Genomic DNA, 15,767 nt, shown 5'->3' with positions numbered 1-15,767 from the left:
GCCGTTATCGGAAAACCGGTTCCCACTTTTCCGCGACATGCTTATTCGATCAGCAAAGCGTCATCATCGAGCGTCTGCCCACGCACTTTGCGGAACATCTCGATGAGGTCTTCAACGCCCAGCGTCTTGCGCTTGTCGCCGGTAACATCAAGCAGGATCTTGCCGCCATGCAGCATGATGGTGCGGTCGCCATAATCGAGCGCCTGACGCATGGAATGCGTGACCATCAATGCTGTGAGCTTGTTTTCCGAGATCAGCGTGCGGGTCAGTTCCATGACGAACTCAGCCATGCCCGGATCAAGGGCTGCGGTATGTTCGTCGAGCAGCAGAACTTCGGAACCGGCGAGAGTGGCCATGATCAGCGAGAGCGCCTGACGCTGACCGCCGGAGAGAAGCTCCATGCGATCCTGCATGCGGTTTTCGAGGCCGAGGTTGAGGCTTGCCACACGTTCGCGGAACCATTCACGGCGCTTGGAATTGAGCGCATGGGTGAGGCCACGGCGCGTACCACGCGATGCGGCCAGTGCAAGATTTTCTTCAATCGTCAGCGTCCCGCAGCTGCCTGCGAGCGGGTCCTGAAACACGCGGGCCACAAGACCGGCACGTTCGGCTGTGGACTTGCGCGTTACATCCTGTCCGCTGATCACAACCTTGCCAGCGGTTGGGATGACATCGCCTGCCAGAACGCCGAGCATGGTCGATTTACCGGCACCGTTGGAGCCGATCACGGTGACGAACGAGCCCTGATCCATCGTCAGATTGATCTTGTTGAGCACCTGCTTCTCGAGCGGTGTCCCACGACCGAAAATGACCTCGAGATTGGAAACTTCGATCATGATGATGCTCCTCCACGGCGCAGGCGCGGCAAGATCAGTGCGAAGGTGACGAGAAGCGCTGTAGCGATATTGAGGTCGGAAGCCTGAAGCCCGACGATACTGCCATTGGAAAGCGCAAGCTGGATGGCGATACGATAGATGATCGAACCCAGGACGCAACCGATGAGAATGACAAGGATGAGACGCGTGCGCAGCAGTGTTTCACCGATGATCACAGCGGCCAGACCGACAACGATCGTGCCAACGCCCGATGTTACGTCTGCAAAGCCGTTTGTCTGGGCGAATAACGAGCCGCCAAGCGCCACGAGCGCGTTGGAGAGGGCCATGCCCAGATAAATCTGGCGGTCGGTGCGTACGCCCTGCGCACGGGCCATTTTCGGATTGGCACCGGTTGCGCGCATGGCAAGGCCCATGTCGCTTTCAAGGAAACGCCAGACGAGGAAAACCGTGACAGCAACAAGCACGAAAAGGAATGCCGGACGCACATAATATTCAGGAATGCCATGACCGAAGAACGGTGAGAGCATCGTGTCCTGATTAATCAGGGCGATATTCGGACGTCCCATGACGCGCAGATTGACTGAAAACAGCGCGATCATTGTGAGAATGGAGGCCAGAAGATTGAGAATCTTGAAGCGCACATTGAGCGTTGCTGTCACAAGTCCTGCAAGCGAGCCTGCAATCATCGAAACAGCAGCTGAAAGCCAGGGGTTCCACCCAGCAATGATCAGAACGCCAGTCACGGCAGCACCAAGCGGGAAGGAGCCGTCCACGGTCAGATCGGGGAAATCGAGCACGCGGAAAGCCAGATAGACGCCGATGGCGACGAAAGAGAAGACGAGGCCCAATTCGACCGCACCCCAGAAGGCGATCTGACTCACATTGAGATTCCTTGTTCTTTGCCGTGGCTGAAAATGAAGATGCACCATTCAAGGCACATAGATTCACTGGCTTTCGCACATTCAGGCATTTGCCTTTTCATGTCCGAAAGACCTGTTTCAATCACGACCGGTTTTGATTTGAGTTTGTTCCAAACACATTTGCCTTTGGAACCATTCCCCGGTTTTTCATGCGCAATTTTATTGCTTGCGATTGTTCTGGCTCTGTCTTTTTCCCGATACAACCCAAAAGCTCCAATAAGCAAGCATTATCGCTGCAAATGCGCCAAAAAGCACCAGTCTGTGCGCCTGTTACAACATCCAGCTCACTCGGTTCTGATCACACTTCGCCGCGTGCATGCCACAGCTCCCAGGCAAACCGCGCGCGCACGCCTATATCGAGGAAGGGGCGCTGCGGTAGCTCAGTTGGGCTGCCCAGTTTCAGCATGTCGTCGATCAGTGGATTATCAATGTCACAGGCCATATCGGCTGCGAGAATGCCGCCAATGGTTCCTTTGGTTATGCCGACACCGTTCTGGCAGAGTGAGGTGAAAACATTCCTGGCAATCTGGCCAAAGCCTGGCGCACCGTTGCGCGATAGGCAGATAAAGCCCGTCCATGTGTGCTGCATCTCGACATTGGGTAACATTGGGAAACGCTCGTCGAACAGCCGCTTATGTTCGCGCTTTACGGTTTGGCGCTGCCCATCCGACTGACGGAGCGATGGACAAAAATGCACATTCTGCCTCATCAGAATGCGCCGATCCGATGTCAAACGCATGGTGATCCCGGCAAAGGAGTTCGCGGGCGTAAGCCCCCACGGATCCACCTCACCAATCGCTTTGTATTCATCGTCGGTCAGCTGACGGCTGAGGCTTGCATGGGCAGCAAAGTTCAGGAGCTTTCGTCTGAAAAAGCCGAACTGCTCGCCAAAACCGTTGACCGTCAGGATCATGGCGGGTGCCTGAATGCTACCCTTTGGCGTGATAATGTGAATGTGGTCGCCATAATCGATTTTGGTCACGGCAGAATTTTCATACAGCGTGACATTGTCGGGCAGGCAGTCGGCAAGGCCGCGTACCAATGCAGCCGGGTTCAACAGCGAGGTGCCATAGGTGAAGACAGCGGCCTTGAAATGGTTTGTTCCGAGCCGTTTGGCCAGCGCATCGCCTTCGAGCCAGTCGAATGGTTCGTTAAGGCGTTCGAGTTCTTTGACTGTCGGTTCAAGAACCTCACGCACACCCTGATCGGAAACCGCTGCGTGAAACTTTCCGTCCTGTCGCCAGTCACAGTCAATGCCGTGCCGGTCAATTTGCTGTTTAAGGTGGTCGATCGCTGCACGCGCCAGTGCTCGGTAGCTGTGCGACTTAGCCAGCTCCTCCATCGAAGAACTGACATTGTGCGGAAGATCAATGGCAAAACCCGCAGCGCGCCCAGATGTGCCTTTACCGACCTCTTGCGCATCGATCAGTGCAATCTGGTCGTTGGGCCGGTTCTCGGACAGCCTTCGGGCGGCGGCTAAGCCTGCATATCCAGCGCCCAGCACGATCCAGTCGGCTTTGATATCACCTTTGAGCGCTGTACGCGGCGTGCGCGCAGGCAATATCTTGCTCCAGCCATTGGTGTTGTCGTCAGCGGGAAGGATACGAATGACAGGCATTTAAAAAGCTCAAATGTTGGAAAGTAGCTTCAAAGAAAAGGGCGGGATATCATCCCGCCCTTTCTAATTACAATCTTGAGACCGATTATTCGACCTTGCTGGTCGCGCGGTCGATTACTGCCTGTGGAAATTCGACGCCCATCTTCTTGGCTGCAGAAAGATTGATGACGAGGTCGGTTCCCTTGGCGATGTCGACAGCGATATCACCTGGCTTTTCACCGTTGAGGATCTTGACCACGACAGCACCAGTCTGCTTGCCAACGTCGTAATAGTTGAAGCCGAGAGCAGCCAGCGCACCGCGCTTGACCGAATCCGTATCAGCGGTGAAGAGCGGAAGCTTGCTTTCCTCAGCAACGCCAACGGCACTTTCAAGAGCCGAAACGATGGTGTTGTCGGTTGGAACATACATGGCGTCCGCACGGCCCACGAGGGCACGCGCTGCACCCTGAACTTCTGCCGACTTGGTTGCAGCCGATTCAACGATTTCGATGCCTTCTGCGGAAGCGGCTTCTTTCAGCGCTGCCAGAAGCGAGACCGAGTTGGTTTCACCGGAATTATAGAGATAGCCGAGTTTCTTGATATTCGGCATCACTTCCTTGATGAGCTTGATGTGCTCGACAACTGGCGACATATCGGAAAGACCGGTCACGTTACCGCCCGGCTTTGTCATGTCCTTGACGAGCTGTGCGCCGACAGGATCGGAAACAGCGGTAAAGACAATCGGAATATCACGCGTTGCAGAAACAACAGCCTGCGCCGAAGGTGTCGAGATCGGGACGATGACATCCGGAGCTTCGCCAACAAACTGGCGTGCGATCTGGGCGGCCGTTGCCGGATTGCCCTGAGCGGACTGATAGACGAATTTAAGATTTTCGCCTTCCTTGAAACCGGCTTCAGCCAGCGCATCCTTCACGCCGTCGCGTGCGGCATCAAGTGCCGGATGTTCAACGATAGCAGTAACGGCGACCGTTACATCCTTGGCCTGTGCGTGAGTGGCGATAGCCGTTGCGGCCAGCAAGGCCAGAAGCATAGAACGCATAAAAATCTCCCCTGTTTTAGTGCGTTGCCTGTTTGGGCATTTCGTGGACATTGACCTTTCATCCAATCTCAAACTCTATGTTGGGCCCAAAATCTATGTTGGGCCCAAAATCTATGTTGGGATGGAAGGCCAATCCGCCTCATATCGAGGCTTAATCTGGTCTGTTTGGGCTGTCAACGTGTCGTCATCGCGTTGTCGGCACGTTGTCGGCATCGGGCAATACTTTGCCCGTTATATTCCGTTTCATGAACACTGTGTTCAGGGCCCTTTCAATGACTATCGCCTGCCGCCATATTCTGACAAAACTGATGAAAAGTGCCACTGCACAACGTTTGAAGCATAAGCCTGCCGGTCCGCGTTTGACGGTGGTTGGATTGTGCTCTGAGGAACATAGTCATGAAAAAGATAGGCTTTTTGTCATTCGGCCACTGGTCGCCTTCGCCACAGTCCGGCACTCGTTCTGCGGGCGATGCGCTTCTGCAATCGATAGACCTTGCTGTTGCGGCCGAAGAGCTTGGCGCAGATGGCGCGTATTTCCGCGTGCACCATTTCGCCCGTCAGCTGGCTTCACCGTTTCCGTTGCTTGCGGCTGTTGGTGCCAAAACCAGCAAGATCGAGATTGGCACCGCTGTCATCGATATGCGGTATGAAAACCCGCTTTATATGGTTGAAGATGCAGGTGCTGCCGATCTTATCTCCAAGGGTCGACTGCAGCTCGGCATCAGCCGCGGTTCACCTGAACAGGTGATCGATGGCTGGCGCTATTTCGGTTATGAGCCTGAAGAGGGCATGACCGATGCCGATATGGGCCGCAAGCATGGTGAAGTGTTCTTTGAAGCGCTGAAAGGCGAAGGCTTTGCCCAGCCCAACCCACGGCCAATGTTTCCGAACCCTCCAGGGCTTCTGAAGATCGAGCCGCATTCGGAAGGCCTTCGCGATCGTATCTGGTGGGGCGCTGCATCGGATGCCACGGCAATCTGGGCTGCAAAGCTTGGTATGAACTTGCAAAGTTCTACCCTGAAAAAGGATGAATCCGGCGAGCCTTTGCATATTCAGCAGGCCAAGCAGATCCGCGCTTATCGCGAAGCATGGAAAGAAGCCGGACACACCCGCACGCCGCGTGTTTCGGTAAGCCGCAGCATCTTCGCGCTGGTTGATGACCGTGATCGGGCATATTTTGGTGGCGGTAGCAACGAGCAGGATTCGATCGGCTACATTGAAGAGGATTTGCGCGCCGTCTTTGGCCGCTCCTATGCGGCTGAACCGGATAAGCTCATCAAGCAACTCGAGAAGGATGAGGCTATTGCCGAGGCCGATACGCTGCTTCTGACTGTCCCAAACCAGCTGGGCGTTGATTACAATGCGCATGTCATTGAATCGATCCTGAAGCATGTTGCGCCAGCCCTTGGCTGGCGGTGATATTGCACCATACGACTTGAAAAGCCTCGCGGCATGTTGTGCCGCGAGGCTTTTTATTTCTAGGTCAGAACTTTCCAGAAACACGGACCATGGCTCCGAACGCATTGTCGCGCAACACAGTTCGGGCGACATAGGGCGTCAGGGAAAGATCGACAGCATCATTGAAGGCATAGCTCAGACTCGTCCATGCGGAGCCTCTGATATGAGAAAAGTCTGAGTTGAGCTTTAGCGCGCCGATGTAATCAGCCGTCGCGTTAAAAACCGGGTCTTTATGTGCAAGATCCTGCTCGATTTCCAGATTGATCAACCACCGGATCTTGTCGGTCAGAGGCATGCTGTAATTAGCACCCGCATAGACAGTGGTCAGCGCGAACTTCATATCGCTATAGCTGAACGGGAACAGCGCATTGCTTTCGGTATAGCCGTCCATCGACAGATTGCTGTAGCGCAGACCGCCATAATAGCCGAGGCGGGCATTATGGAAATTCAGATTGTCTTTTCGTCCCAGCTCCAGTGCAGTGCTCCAGCCTTGCAGCCTGCTTTCGCCGGTTCCGACTTCGGTATAGGGGAGAACGGGCCGGGTGATATCTGTATCGTAGCGATTGGCTGCGAGACTTGCTCGCACGTACCAGTCCCCAATGGCGGTTTTGTCTTTCCACTGTGCATAGAGACCGCCACCGAAATTGTCTCTTCCCGTGTCAAAACCGTCAGGCTGGTCGCGCCAGAATGAATGGGCGACAGTGACGCCTGCTGAAAAGTTGTCGGTAAACCCGTGACCGAGCGTAAAGCCTGAAAGCAAATCTTTTTGGCCACCAAACCCACTGATATCGGTAAACATCGAATAGCAGGTCTGGCGTGCGCGCTCGACATCGCAAAAATTCTGCAATTTGTTGAGTGTCAAACGCTGCGCTTCCATGGCGGAGAAACTGTTGTTCGCCAGCGAGAAGACTGTAGTTGCAGTGTGGTCGAGGTCTATGACCGCCGGCGAGGTTTCAGGCTCTTTTACAGGCGGATTTTCCCCCGATGGCGTTTCTGGACTGGAGCCGGGGTTATAGCCCGTTCCGGGATTGGTTTCAGGCTCTGTCGGTGGTGTTCCGGTATCCGGTTTTGGGAACTTCCATAATGTCGCGTGAAGTGCACCGTCAGCGGTTTCTGCGGTCCCGGCTATAACGCTACCATCATTGGAAATATCCCACGCGATAGCATTATTGCCTCCGATGGTGCCCAAATCGATCATACCGTCGCTTGCTGTCCACCGGAAAGCACGAAGCGCCATAGTGTCTGTGTAACTGTAGCCAACCACAGCCGAGCCGTCATTGGACATACTCAGAGCATGGGAAAGCCCGCCGCCAAGCGAGTCCAGGCTGATCATGCCGGTTTCCTGTGTCCATCGGAAAGCCTGATTATCGCTGCTATTGAAAATGGCCGAACCCACGATAACGTTGCCATCATAGGACACGAGATTGGCAAGGCTTTCGTGGACATTTGTATGCGCGTTGATGTCGACCATACCGGTTTCCAGAGTCCATCGAAACGCATGTTGCTGGCTTGCAGCGGTGTCGCTGGCGCCAACAATCACAGAACCATCTGCTGAAACGCCGCGCGCTGTCGAATTGTTGCCGCCCAGTGTCTGCAGGCTGACCATGCCGGTGCTTTCAGTCCAGCGGAAAGCGTTTGTTTCAGAGGTGGCCATAGTGCTGTAACCGACAATCGTGCTGCCATCGGCGGAAATCGCATGCGAGAACGACGATGGTCCACCGAGAGTTCCAAGACCGGTTATGCCATCCTGTAAGGTCCAGCGGAAAGCATTGGTCTTGGCGTTTCCGACGAGATAGCTATCGCCCGCAACAACAGTCCCATTCGCCGAAACCCCAGTGGTATAGGACGCGTTTCCTCCCAGAGTACCAATGTCGTGCATGCCTGTTTCATGCGTCCACCAGAATGCGTGCGATTCAAGCGGACTGGCAGAACTTACGCCTATTGCTGCAAGGCCATTCGCTGATATTGCCTGAAGCGAAGCTTCATCGGAATCGCTTAGCGAACCAATATCGCTTATGCCATCCTTGGTGATGACAAAAGATTTGTCGAAAGAGCCGTCCGAAGACTGACGCCTTACGCCAAATACCTTGCCGTCAGCGGATATACTCACAGCATCGGCCCGTATGCCCCCGAAAGAGCCGTGGACTTCATAAACAGGGGTTTCAGCCCAAGATTGAGATCCGTAAAATGAAAGTATTATCGAATTTATAAATAGATTATATTTTTTCATTAAAGTATTAACTCTCTATTAGAGCTTTATAAATTTAGAATAAATATTCCCTATCTATTATATATTGATTCCAATTAAACGAGTATTGGAATTTTATGCATAAAATTGGATTATTATTGAATTCGAAGGAATAATTCTGGACCTGTTTCGATCAGAAAAGAGGCGCGTTAAAGCATTTCCAGCAAAACCGCTTCGCATCTCTGGCTCAAACGCTGTCGTTCAGGGCTAGTTTAGAGCGCATCCCGAAAAGTGTGAAACGGTTTTCGGACAAAGATGCGCGTTAAAACAGATAATTAGAGCGCCGATCTGGTCCAATCAGATCGAAACGCGCTCTAAGCCATAGACCGCGAGAAGATGTTTCATACGGGCGGTAGCCAGTTCCGGCAGATCGAGAACATTTGCTTGATCAGCAAGGCGGAAAATATCTGCATAATGGAGAATACTACGGGCTGATTGCATTCCTGCTGGCATCGTGAAATGGCTCTGGTGGCCGTTGAGCCAGGCAAGGAAAACCACGCCAGCCTTGTAATATTGCGTTGGTGCCTCAAAGATTTTCCGCGACAGAGGAACTGTCGGCTTGATGATCGTGCGGAAACGCTCCGTGTCTCCATTGGCAAGATGTGCCAATGCGCTGGAAGCCTGTGGTGCGACCGCGTCGAAAATACCAAGCAGTGCATGGCTGTGCTTGTCGCCGTCGCCTTCGATCAGCGGTGCATAATTGAAATCATCGCCCGTGAAACACAGCACGCCTTCTGGGAGGCGGTTGCGGAGTGCGATCTCGTAACGCTCGTCCAGCAGCGAGATTTTAATGCCTTCAATCTTATCGCGATTGCCTTCAATGATGCTGATGACGGTATCAAGCGCGTCTTCAAACTTGTCCGAACCCCAATAGCCTTTGAGTTGTGGGTCGAACATATCGCCCAGCCAGTGCAGCACCACTTTTTCGCGCGCGTTGGTGAGGATTTGGTTGTAAACCTTGACGTAATCTTCAGGCGAGCGGGCGATACGCGCTAAGGCGCGGCTGGCCATGAGAATGAAACGACCGCCGTGTTTTTCGATGAATTCAGCCTGTGTTTCATAGGCTCTAATCACGTCATCAAGGCTCTTTGCGTCTACTGGGTCGAGATGATCAGTTCCGGCGCCGCAGGCGAGATCGGCACCCGCAACAGTCTTGCTTTCTGCAATCGAGCGGCGGATCAGTTCTTGTGCACCTGTCCAGCTAAGTCCCATGCCGCGTTGTGAGGTATCCATCGCTTCCGCAATCTGGAAACCAAGGCTCCAAAGGTGATGGCGGAAAGCCATTGTCGCATCCCAATCAATGGCTGGACCACTCTGGGGATGAATATCTTTGAGCGGGTCTGAAACCACATGCGCCGCAGCATAGGCAATGCGGTTGAAGCGGGGTGGTGAGGTGGGTCTTGGTGTCGGTGTGCCGATCAAGCGATAGGGTTTTACGCTGCCGTCAGCGAATGGCAGGGTCAGCACGTTTTCCGATGATGCGCTCATGTCAGTCCTCCAACTCCACGTTGGTATGAATAATTTAGATCGTTCCAAATTTCAAGATATAGCTGTAAAGTGAGGCTTGAGGCTCTATTTTTCCATTTTAGCACTGCGAAATGCATTAATAATTGCGGCAAACTGACGTCAAAAATATGGCCATTTCGTGATAACCGAAAGGCGTTGACAAATTTGGATCGTTCCAATTAACTTAAGAGCGCAGGAGACAAATATGAGCAAGAGCAGCATTACGGTCATTGATATCGCACGCGAAGCAGGCGTGTCGAAATCGACCGTGTCGCTTGTTCTGCGTGACAGTCCGCTTGTTCATGCCGAGACCCGCGCCAAGGTTCAGGATGCGATTAAGAAGCTGGGCTATGTTTATAATCGCTCAGCCGCCAATCTCCGTCAGTCGAAATCCAAGATCATCGGGCTGGTGGTTAATGATCTGACTAACAGCTTCTTTGCCGAGCTTGCGGTGGGGGTTGATCGTGTCATGCAATCGGCCGGTTATGTGCAGTTTCTGGCCAATACGGCTGAAAGCATTGATCGTCAACGCGAGGTGATTGCTTCGATGCGCGAGCATGGCATTGCGGGGCTGATCGTTTCGCCTGCGCGTGGCACCGAGGCTAGTGATCTAAAACCATTGGCAAAAAGCGGCCTGCCGGTTGTTCAAATGGTGCGCGATGTGCCGGGATCGGGGGTTTCTTCTATCCTGTCCGATAATCGCGGCGGCGTGGCAAAAGCGGTGGAGCATCTGGTTTCGCTGGGGCATCGGACAATCGCTTTCATGGGCGGCTATGCCGATACAGCTGTTTTTGCTGAAAGAGTTGCTGGCTATCGTGCGGGTCTTGAGCAGGCTCAAATTGTGTTTGATGATGCACTGGTTTTCACAAGTGCGCCTTCACGTGCGGGTGGTGTCGAGGCTCTTGAGCATATGTTGCGGCACGGCATGAAACCGACGGCTGCGGTGTGCTTCAATGATGCTGTGGCTTTCGGTGTCTGCGATGGTTTGCGCGCTGCAAATCTTGAGCCGGGCCGGGATTTCGGGGTGGTGGGTTTTGACGATGTGATCGAAGCCAAGACGGCTGTTCCGGCGCTGACGACTGTGGCTGTTGACCCGCAAGGTTTGGGAGAACGTGCGGCACAGCTTTTGCTGAAACAAATTAATTCGGAACGGGTGGAGGCGGAGGCGCAGCGCTTGGCGGTGCGTCTTGCGGTGCGTGCAAGTTGCGGTACGCAATCGAAAAAGGAGGAGAAATTCGAATGGCAAAGTGGGGCCTTATAGGCGCAAGCACCATTGCAAAAGAATGGGTGATCGGCGCCATTCGCGCGACCGGCGGTGAAGTTGTGTCCGTTTACAGCACCAATGCTGCGCGTGGCGAGGCCTATGCCCGCGACAATGATATTGCCCGTTCTGTAACAAGCCTTGACGAGCTGTTGTCCGATCAGGAAATCGACGCGGTCTATATTTCCACCACCAATGAATTGCATCGCGATCAGACGATTGCGGCGGCCAAAGCGGGCAAGCACATTCTCTGCGAAAAGCCGCTGGCACTGACGATTGGTGATGCCCACGAAATGCTGAAAGCCGTGCGTGAAGCGGGCGTTGTGGCGGGCACCAATCATCACTTGCGCAATGCTGCAAGCCACCGCGCCATGCGTGATGCTATCGCTCAAGGCAAGATCGGCAAGGTGCTTGGCGCGCGGGTTTTCCACGCAGTTTATCTGCCGCCGCATTTGCAGGGCTGGCGCATCGAACGATCCGATGCGGGCGGCGGCGTCATTCTCGATATTACCGTGCATGATGCCGATACGTTGCGTTTTGTGCTGGGTGAAAATCCGGTTGAGGCGGTGGCTTTCAGCCAGCAAGGCGGCTTAAGCGGTAAAGGCATCGAAGACGGCGTGATGGGCGCACTGCGTTTTCCTTCCGGCGCGATTGCCCAGTTCCACGATGCCTTCACCACCAAATATGCGGAAACCGGCTTTGAAGTGCATGGCAGCGAAGGCTCGCTCATTGCACGCAATGTCATGACGCAGAAGCCGGTCGGGATCGTCACCCTGCGGGACAAGGACGGCGAGCGCGAATTGCCGCTTGATCATAAGAACCTCTACGAAACTGCTCTGCTGGCCTTCCACGAGGCTATGGCTGGCAAAGGGCAGCCTTCCGCTACATTGGTCGACGGCATCTGGTCGCTCGCAACGGGGCTTGCCGTCGCTGACGCCGCAAAGACCGGCAAGGCCACAGCCGTTCATTCAGGACTTTGAGAACTATGAACAAACATATTTCAGTTGCGCAAGCAGCCGCACTCATTCCCGACAACGCTGTCGTCTCAGTCTCTTCATCGAGCGGTCTTGGCTGTCCTGATCTGATGCTGAAAGCCATCGGACAGCGTTTCGACGAGACAGGCCATCCCCAGAATATCACCACGCTGCACCCGATTGCGGCAGGCGATATGAGCGGCATCAAGGGCGTCGATTACATCGCCAAAAAAGGTCTTCTCAAAAAGATCATTGGCGGTTCTTATCCGTCCGGACCATCGAGCGCCGAGCCGCCGCTGATCTGGCAGATGATCACCAATAACGAGATTCCGGCCTATAATATCCCATCGGGCATTCTGTTCGACATGCATCGTGAGGCAGCTGCCAAGCGTCCCGGCGTGCTCACCAAAGTGGGGCTTGATACCTTCGTAGACCCAAAGCGTCAGGGATCGGCAATGAACGATAAGGCGCGTGAGGAGCCAGTTGTCAAACAGGTCAGTTTTGAAGGCGAGGACTGGCTCTATTTTCCCAATATCGTGCCGCATGTGACGATCATTCGCGCCACCACTGCCGATGAACGCGGCAATCTCACCTATGAACATGAGGGCGCATATCTTGGCGGTCTCGATCAGGCGCTGGCTGCACGCAACAATGGCGGCATCGTCATTGCGCAGGTCAAGCGCATCGCCAAGGAAGGTACGCTGAAACCGCATGATGTGCGCGTGCCGGGCGTTCTGGTTGACTATATTGTGGTTGATCCCGACCAGAAACAGACAACACAGACGCTTTATGATCCAGCAATTTCCGGCGAGATTTTCCGTCCGCTCGATACATTCCGCTTGGCCGAATTCAATATTCAGAAGGCGATTGCGAGGCGTGTCGCACAGGAGTTGCAGGCAGGTAGTGCGGTCAATCTTGGCTTCGGCATTTCCGCCAATGTGCCGCGCATTCTGCTGGAAGAGGGTTTGCATGGCGCGGTTACTTGGGTGATCGAACAGGGTGCCGTTGGTGGCGTGCCGCTTCTCGACTTTGCCTTTGGCTGTGCGTCGAATGCCGATGCCTATATGCCGTCACCCTATCAGTTTACCTATTTTCAAGGCGCAGGCTTCGACGCCTCGCTTCTGTCTTTCCTTGAGATCGGGCGCGACGGTTCGGTCAATGTCTCGAAGCTGTCATTCCGTCCGCATGTGACTGCTGGTGCCGGTGGCTTTGTCGATATCACTGCAAGGGCAAAGAAGATTGTATTTTCCGGTATGTTTAATGCAGGGGCGAAATTGTCGGTCGCTGACGGCAAGCTGGTGATCGAGAAGGAAGGCAAGCTCAAGAAGCTCGTGAATGAGGTCGAGCATGTCACTTTCTCCGGCCCGCGTGGCGTCGAACAGGGGCAAGACATTACCTATGTCACCGAACGCGCGGTCTTGAAGCTGACGCCGGAAGGCATTGTGCTGACCGAGATTGCGCCGGGTGTCGATTTGCAGGCACATATTCTCGATCAGGCTGAGTTCCCGCTGATCGTTTCCGATCAGCTTAAACTCATGGATGAGGCACTGTTCCGTGACCAGCCGATCGGGCTTGAATTGCCGCAAAAGCCTGCGCGAAAGCTGGAGGCTTAACATGGCTGAACGAATTGATATCAATGTCGAGAACCACATCGCGGTCGTGACGATCAGGCGGCCAGAAAAGCTCAATGCGTTTGATATTGAGCTTTTGCAGGAATTGTCTGCCGCCTGTGATCGGGTGGAAGCGGATAACAGTGTGCGGGTTGCGATCCTGACCGGCGAAGGCAAGGCTTTTTCCGCAGGCGGCGACATTAAGGCTTGGGGCGGCATGGAACCGGCAGAATTCGGCCATGCCTGGGTGCGCTACGGTCATCGCGTGTTCGAGCGGCTTGCGACTTTGCGTGTGCCGCTGATCGCAGCGATGAACGGCCATGCGCTGGGCGGTGGTCTGGAACTGGCAGGTGCCGCCGATATCCGCATTGTTGAACGACAGGCAAAAATCGGTCTGCCGGAAACTTCGCTTGGTATGATCCCCGGATGGTCGGGCACACAGCGTCTTGTGCGCCGTTTTGGTGCGCAGATTGTGCGCCGCATGGTGCTGGGCGGTGAAATGTTTACGGCCGAGGAAGCGCTGTCGCACGGGCTTGTCGATGCTGTGGTGGAGACGGGTGCGGCCCTGCAGGCGGCGCAGGACTATGCGGCGCGGGTGGCCAAGCGCGGACCGGCTGCGCTCGAAATTTCTAAACTGATGCTTTCCGTCGCCAATGGCGAGGATAATGGCACTGCGGTCGAGGCGCTGGGTTCAATACTCGTTGCAAAGACCGGTGATCTGAAAGAAGGCGTGCGCTCGTTTACCGAAAAGCGCGAAGCGAATTTTGAAGGAAAATGGTGATGAGCGTAGTCGTAAAACCGCAGCCGCTGAATGGGCTTGAAGTTCGTGAATTCTCGATGCTGATTGATGGTAAATGGGTTGGAAGCCAAAGCGGCGAGACTATTGAACGCGTAGCGCCCGGCCATGGCGTCACGGTAAGCCGCTATCCTGCTGGCAACAAGGCCGATGTGGAACGCGCGGTTGCGAGCGCGCGTAAGGCTTTTGATGATGGGCGCTGGTCGTCTAAAACTGCCTCGCAGCGTTCGCTGATTTTGCTGAAGGCCGCCGATCTGATCGAAGTGCGGGCCGAAGAGCTGGCCTATCTCGATGCAATTGAAGCGGGTAAGCCGATTTCTCAGGTGCGTGGCGAGATTGCAGGATCAGTTGATATCTGGCGCTATGCGGCAGCACTGGCGCGCGATCTGCATGGCGAGAGCTATAATAATCTGGGCGATGGGACGCTCGGCGTCGTGCTGCGCGAGGCAATTGGCGTTGTGTCGATCATTACGCCGTGGAATTTCCCGTTCCTGATCGTGGGCCAAAAGCTGCCATTCGCACTCGCTGCGGGTTGTATGGCAGTCGTTAAGCCTTCGGAGCTGACTTCCGGATCAACATTGTTACTCGGCGAAATTCTGGCTGAAGCAGGCGTCCCTGACGGTGTCGTCAACATCATCACCGGGACCGGTGCGGACGTTGGCCAGCATATGAGCACGCATCCGGATGTGGACATGGTGTCGTTCACCGGTTCCACTGGCGTTGGCAAACTGACTATGGCCAATGCGGCGCAGACGCTGAAGAAAGTATCGCTGGAGCTTGGCGGCAAAAATCCGCAAATCCTGTTTCCGGATGCGGATATGGATGCCTTTATCGATGCTGCGGTTTTTGGCGCATGGTTTAATGCAGGCGAGTGCTGCAATGCCGGTTCGCGGCTGATTGTGCATCGCTCGATTGTCGATGAGATTGTTGGGCGCGTCGCTGATCTGTCGAAGAAAGTGATCGTCGGCGATCCGCTCGATGTCAGCACGCAAGTGGGCGCGATCATCACGCCACAGCATCTTGAAAAGGTCGGTGCCTATGTCGATCAGGCTAAAAAGGCCGGTGCTGCAATTGCCCATGGCGGCGATGTGCTGGATCTCGGCCTTGGCCAATATATGGGACCGACCATTATTGCAGGTGTGAAAGCCGACATGGCCGTTGCGCGTGAAGAAGTGTTCGGCCCAGTTCTGTCGGTGCTGTCTTTTGATACGGTGGATGAGGCAATTTCGATTGCCAATGCGGTTGATTATGGCTTGTCGGCTGGCGTGTGGAGCCGCGATTTCGATACTTGCATGAACATTGGTCGCAAGGTGCGGGCGGGCACGGTCTGGATGAACACCTTTATGGACGGTACGCCGGAACTGCCTTTTGGTGGTTATCGACAATCGGGTCTGGGCCGCGAGCTGGGCCGTCATGCGGTGGAGGATTATACCGAAACCAAGACGCTCAACATGCATATCGGCGCGCGGACCGGCTGGTGGATGCCGCAGGCTAACTAGGG

At 54.6% G+C, this 15,767-nt stretch carries 12 protein-coding genes; 6 read left to right on the top strand and 6 right to left on the bottom strand.

Annotated features, from left to right (window positions below; translation table 11 throughout):
- Positions 1-41: 41 nt before the first annotated feature.
- From OIV19_RS00675 to OIV19_RS00660, 4 genes are all read right to left on the bottom strand, one after another.
- Positions 42-836, bottom strand: coding sequence for an ABC transporter ATP-binding protein (locus OIV19_RS00675; RefSeq protein ID WP_095447678.1), 795 nt, complete (start codon positions 834-836; stop codon positions 42-44).
- Positions 833-1,717 (bottom strand): ABC transporter permease, encoded by an 885-nt coding sequence (locus OIV19_RS00670; RefSeq protein WP_095447677.1) that lies wholly within the window; start codon positions 1,715-1,717, stop codon positions 833-835. Before OIV19_RS00670 ends, OIV19_RS00675 begins: the two co-directional genes overlap by 4 nt.
- Before the next feature lie 337 nt (positions 1,718-2,054).
- Complete coding sequence (locus tag OIV19_RS00665) at positions 2,055-3,374, bottom strand: NAD(P)/FAD-dependent oxidoreductase (protein ID WP_264230409.1); 1,320 nt, start codon at positions 3,372-3,374, stop codon at positions 2,055-2,057.
- An 85-nt stretch (positions 3,375-3,459) separates the two neighbouring features.
- Positions 3,460-4,413, bottom strand: coding sequence for an ABC transporter substrate-binding protein (locus OIV19_RS00660; protein WP_095447674.1), 954 nt, complete (start codon positions 4,411-4,413; stop codon positions 3,460-3,462).
- A 396-nt stretch (positions 4,414-4,809) separates the two neighbouring features.
- Between OIV19_RS00660 and OIV19_RS00655 the strand changes: the two genes are divergently transcribed.
- The gene (locus tag OIV19_RS00655) at positions 4,810-5,832 is read left to right on the top strand and encodes an LLM class flavin-dependent oxidoreductase (RefSeq protein WP_264230408.1); all 1,023 of its coding nucleotides are present in this window, start codon (positions 4,810-4,812) and stop codon (positions 5,830-5,832) included.
- A 64-nt stretch (positions 5,833-5,896) separates the two neighbouring features.
- Here the strand turns inward: OIV19_RS00655 and OIV19_RS00650 are convergent, their stop codons facing one another.
- The gene (locus OIV19_RS00650) at positions 5,897-7,981 is read right to left on the bottom strand and encodes an autotransporter domain-containing protein (protein ID WP_264230407.1); all 2,085 of its coding nucleotides are present in this window, start codon (positions 7,979-7,981) and stop codon (positions 5,897-5,899) included.
- A 435-nt stretch (positions 7,982-8,416) separates the two neighbouring features.
- Entirely contained in the window at positions 8,417-9,607 is a 1,191-nt protein-coding gene (locus OIV19_RS00645) for a dihydrodipicolinate synthase family protein (protein WP_264230406.1), read from the bottom strand.
- 223 nt (positions 9,608-9,830) lie between these two features.
- On the opposite strand from OIV19_RS00645, the gene OIV19_RS00640 reads away from it, so the two are divergent.
- Genes OIV19_RS00640 through OIV19_RS00620 form a run of 5 tightly spaced genes read left to right on the top strand, consistent with a single transcriptional unit; the run spans position 9,831 to position 15,765 of the window.
- Positions 9,831-10,886: a LacI family DNA-binding transcriptional regulator gene (locus OIV19_RS00640; protein WP_095447668.1), complete on the top strand. Its 1,056-nt coding sequence runs from the start codon at positions 9,831-9,833 to the stop codon at positions 10,884-10,886.
- On the top strand, positions 10,865-11,866 hold the full coding sequence (locus OIV19_RS00635; protein WP_264230405.1) for a Gfo/Idh/MocA family protein: 1,002 nt from the start codon (positions 10,865-10,867) through the stop codon (positions 11,864-11,866). The genes OIV19_RS00640 and OIV19_RS00635 overlap by 22 nt, the downstream gene beginning before the upstream one ends.
- Before the next feature lie 5 nt (positions 11,867-11,871).
- The gene (locus OIV19_RS00630) at positions 11,872-13,473 is read left to right on the top strand and encodes an acyl CoA:acetate/3-ketoacid CoA transferase (RefSeq protein ID WP_264230404.1); all 1,602 of its coding nucleotides are present in this window, start codon (positions 11,872-11,874) and stop codon (positions 13,471-13,473) included.
- A 1-nt stretch (position 13,474) separates the two neighbouring features.
- Positions 13,475-14,251 (top strand): enoyl-CoA hydratase/isomerase family protein, encoded by a 777-nt coding sequence (locus OIV19_RS00625; protein ID WP_264230403.1) that lies wholly within the window; start codon positions 13,475-13,477, stop codon positions 14,249-14,251.
- Positions 14,245-15,765 carry an aldehyde dehydrogenase family protein gene (locus OIV19_RS00620; RefSeq protein ID WP_264230402.1) on the top strand — a complete coding sequence of 507 codons (1,521 nt, stop codon included), beginning with the start codon at positions 14,245-14,247 and terminating at the stop codon, positions 15,763-15,765. The genes OIV19_RS00625 and OIV19_RS00620 overlap by 7 nt, the downstream gene beginning before the upstream one ends.
- Positions 15,766-15,767: the final 2 nt, after the last annotated feature.

Origin of the sequence: Brucella sp. HL-2 (assembly GCF_025846885.2) — a bacterium.
Lineage (GTDB): Bacteria > Pseudomonadota > Alphaproteobacteria > Rhizobiales > Rhizobiaceae > Brucella > Brucella quorumnocens.
This window is presented reverse-complemented; position numbering and strand designations above follow the sequence as displayed.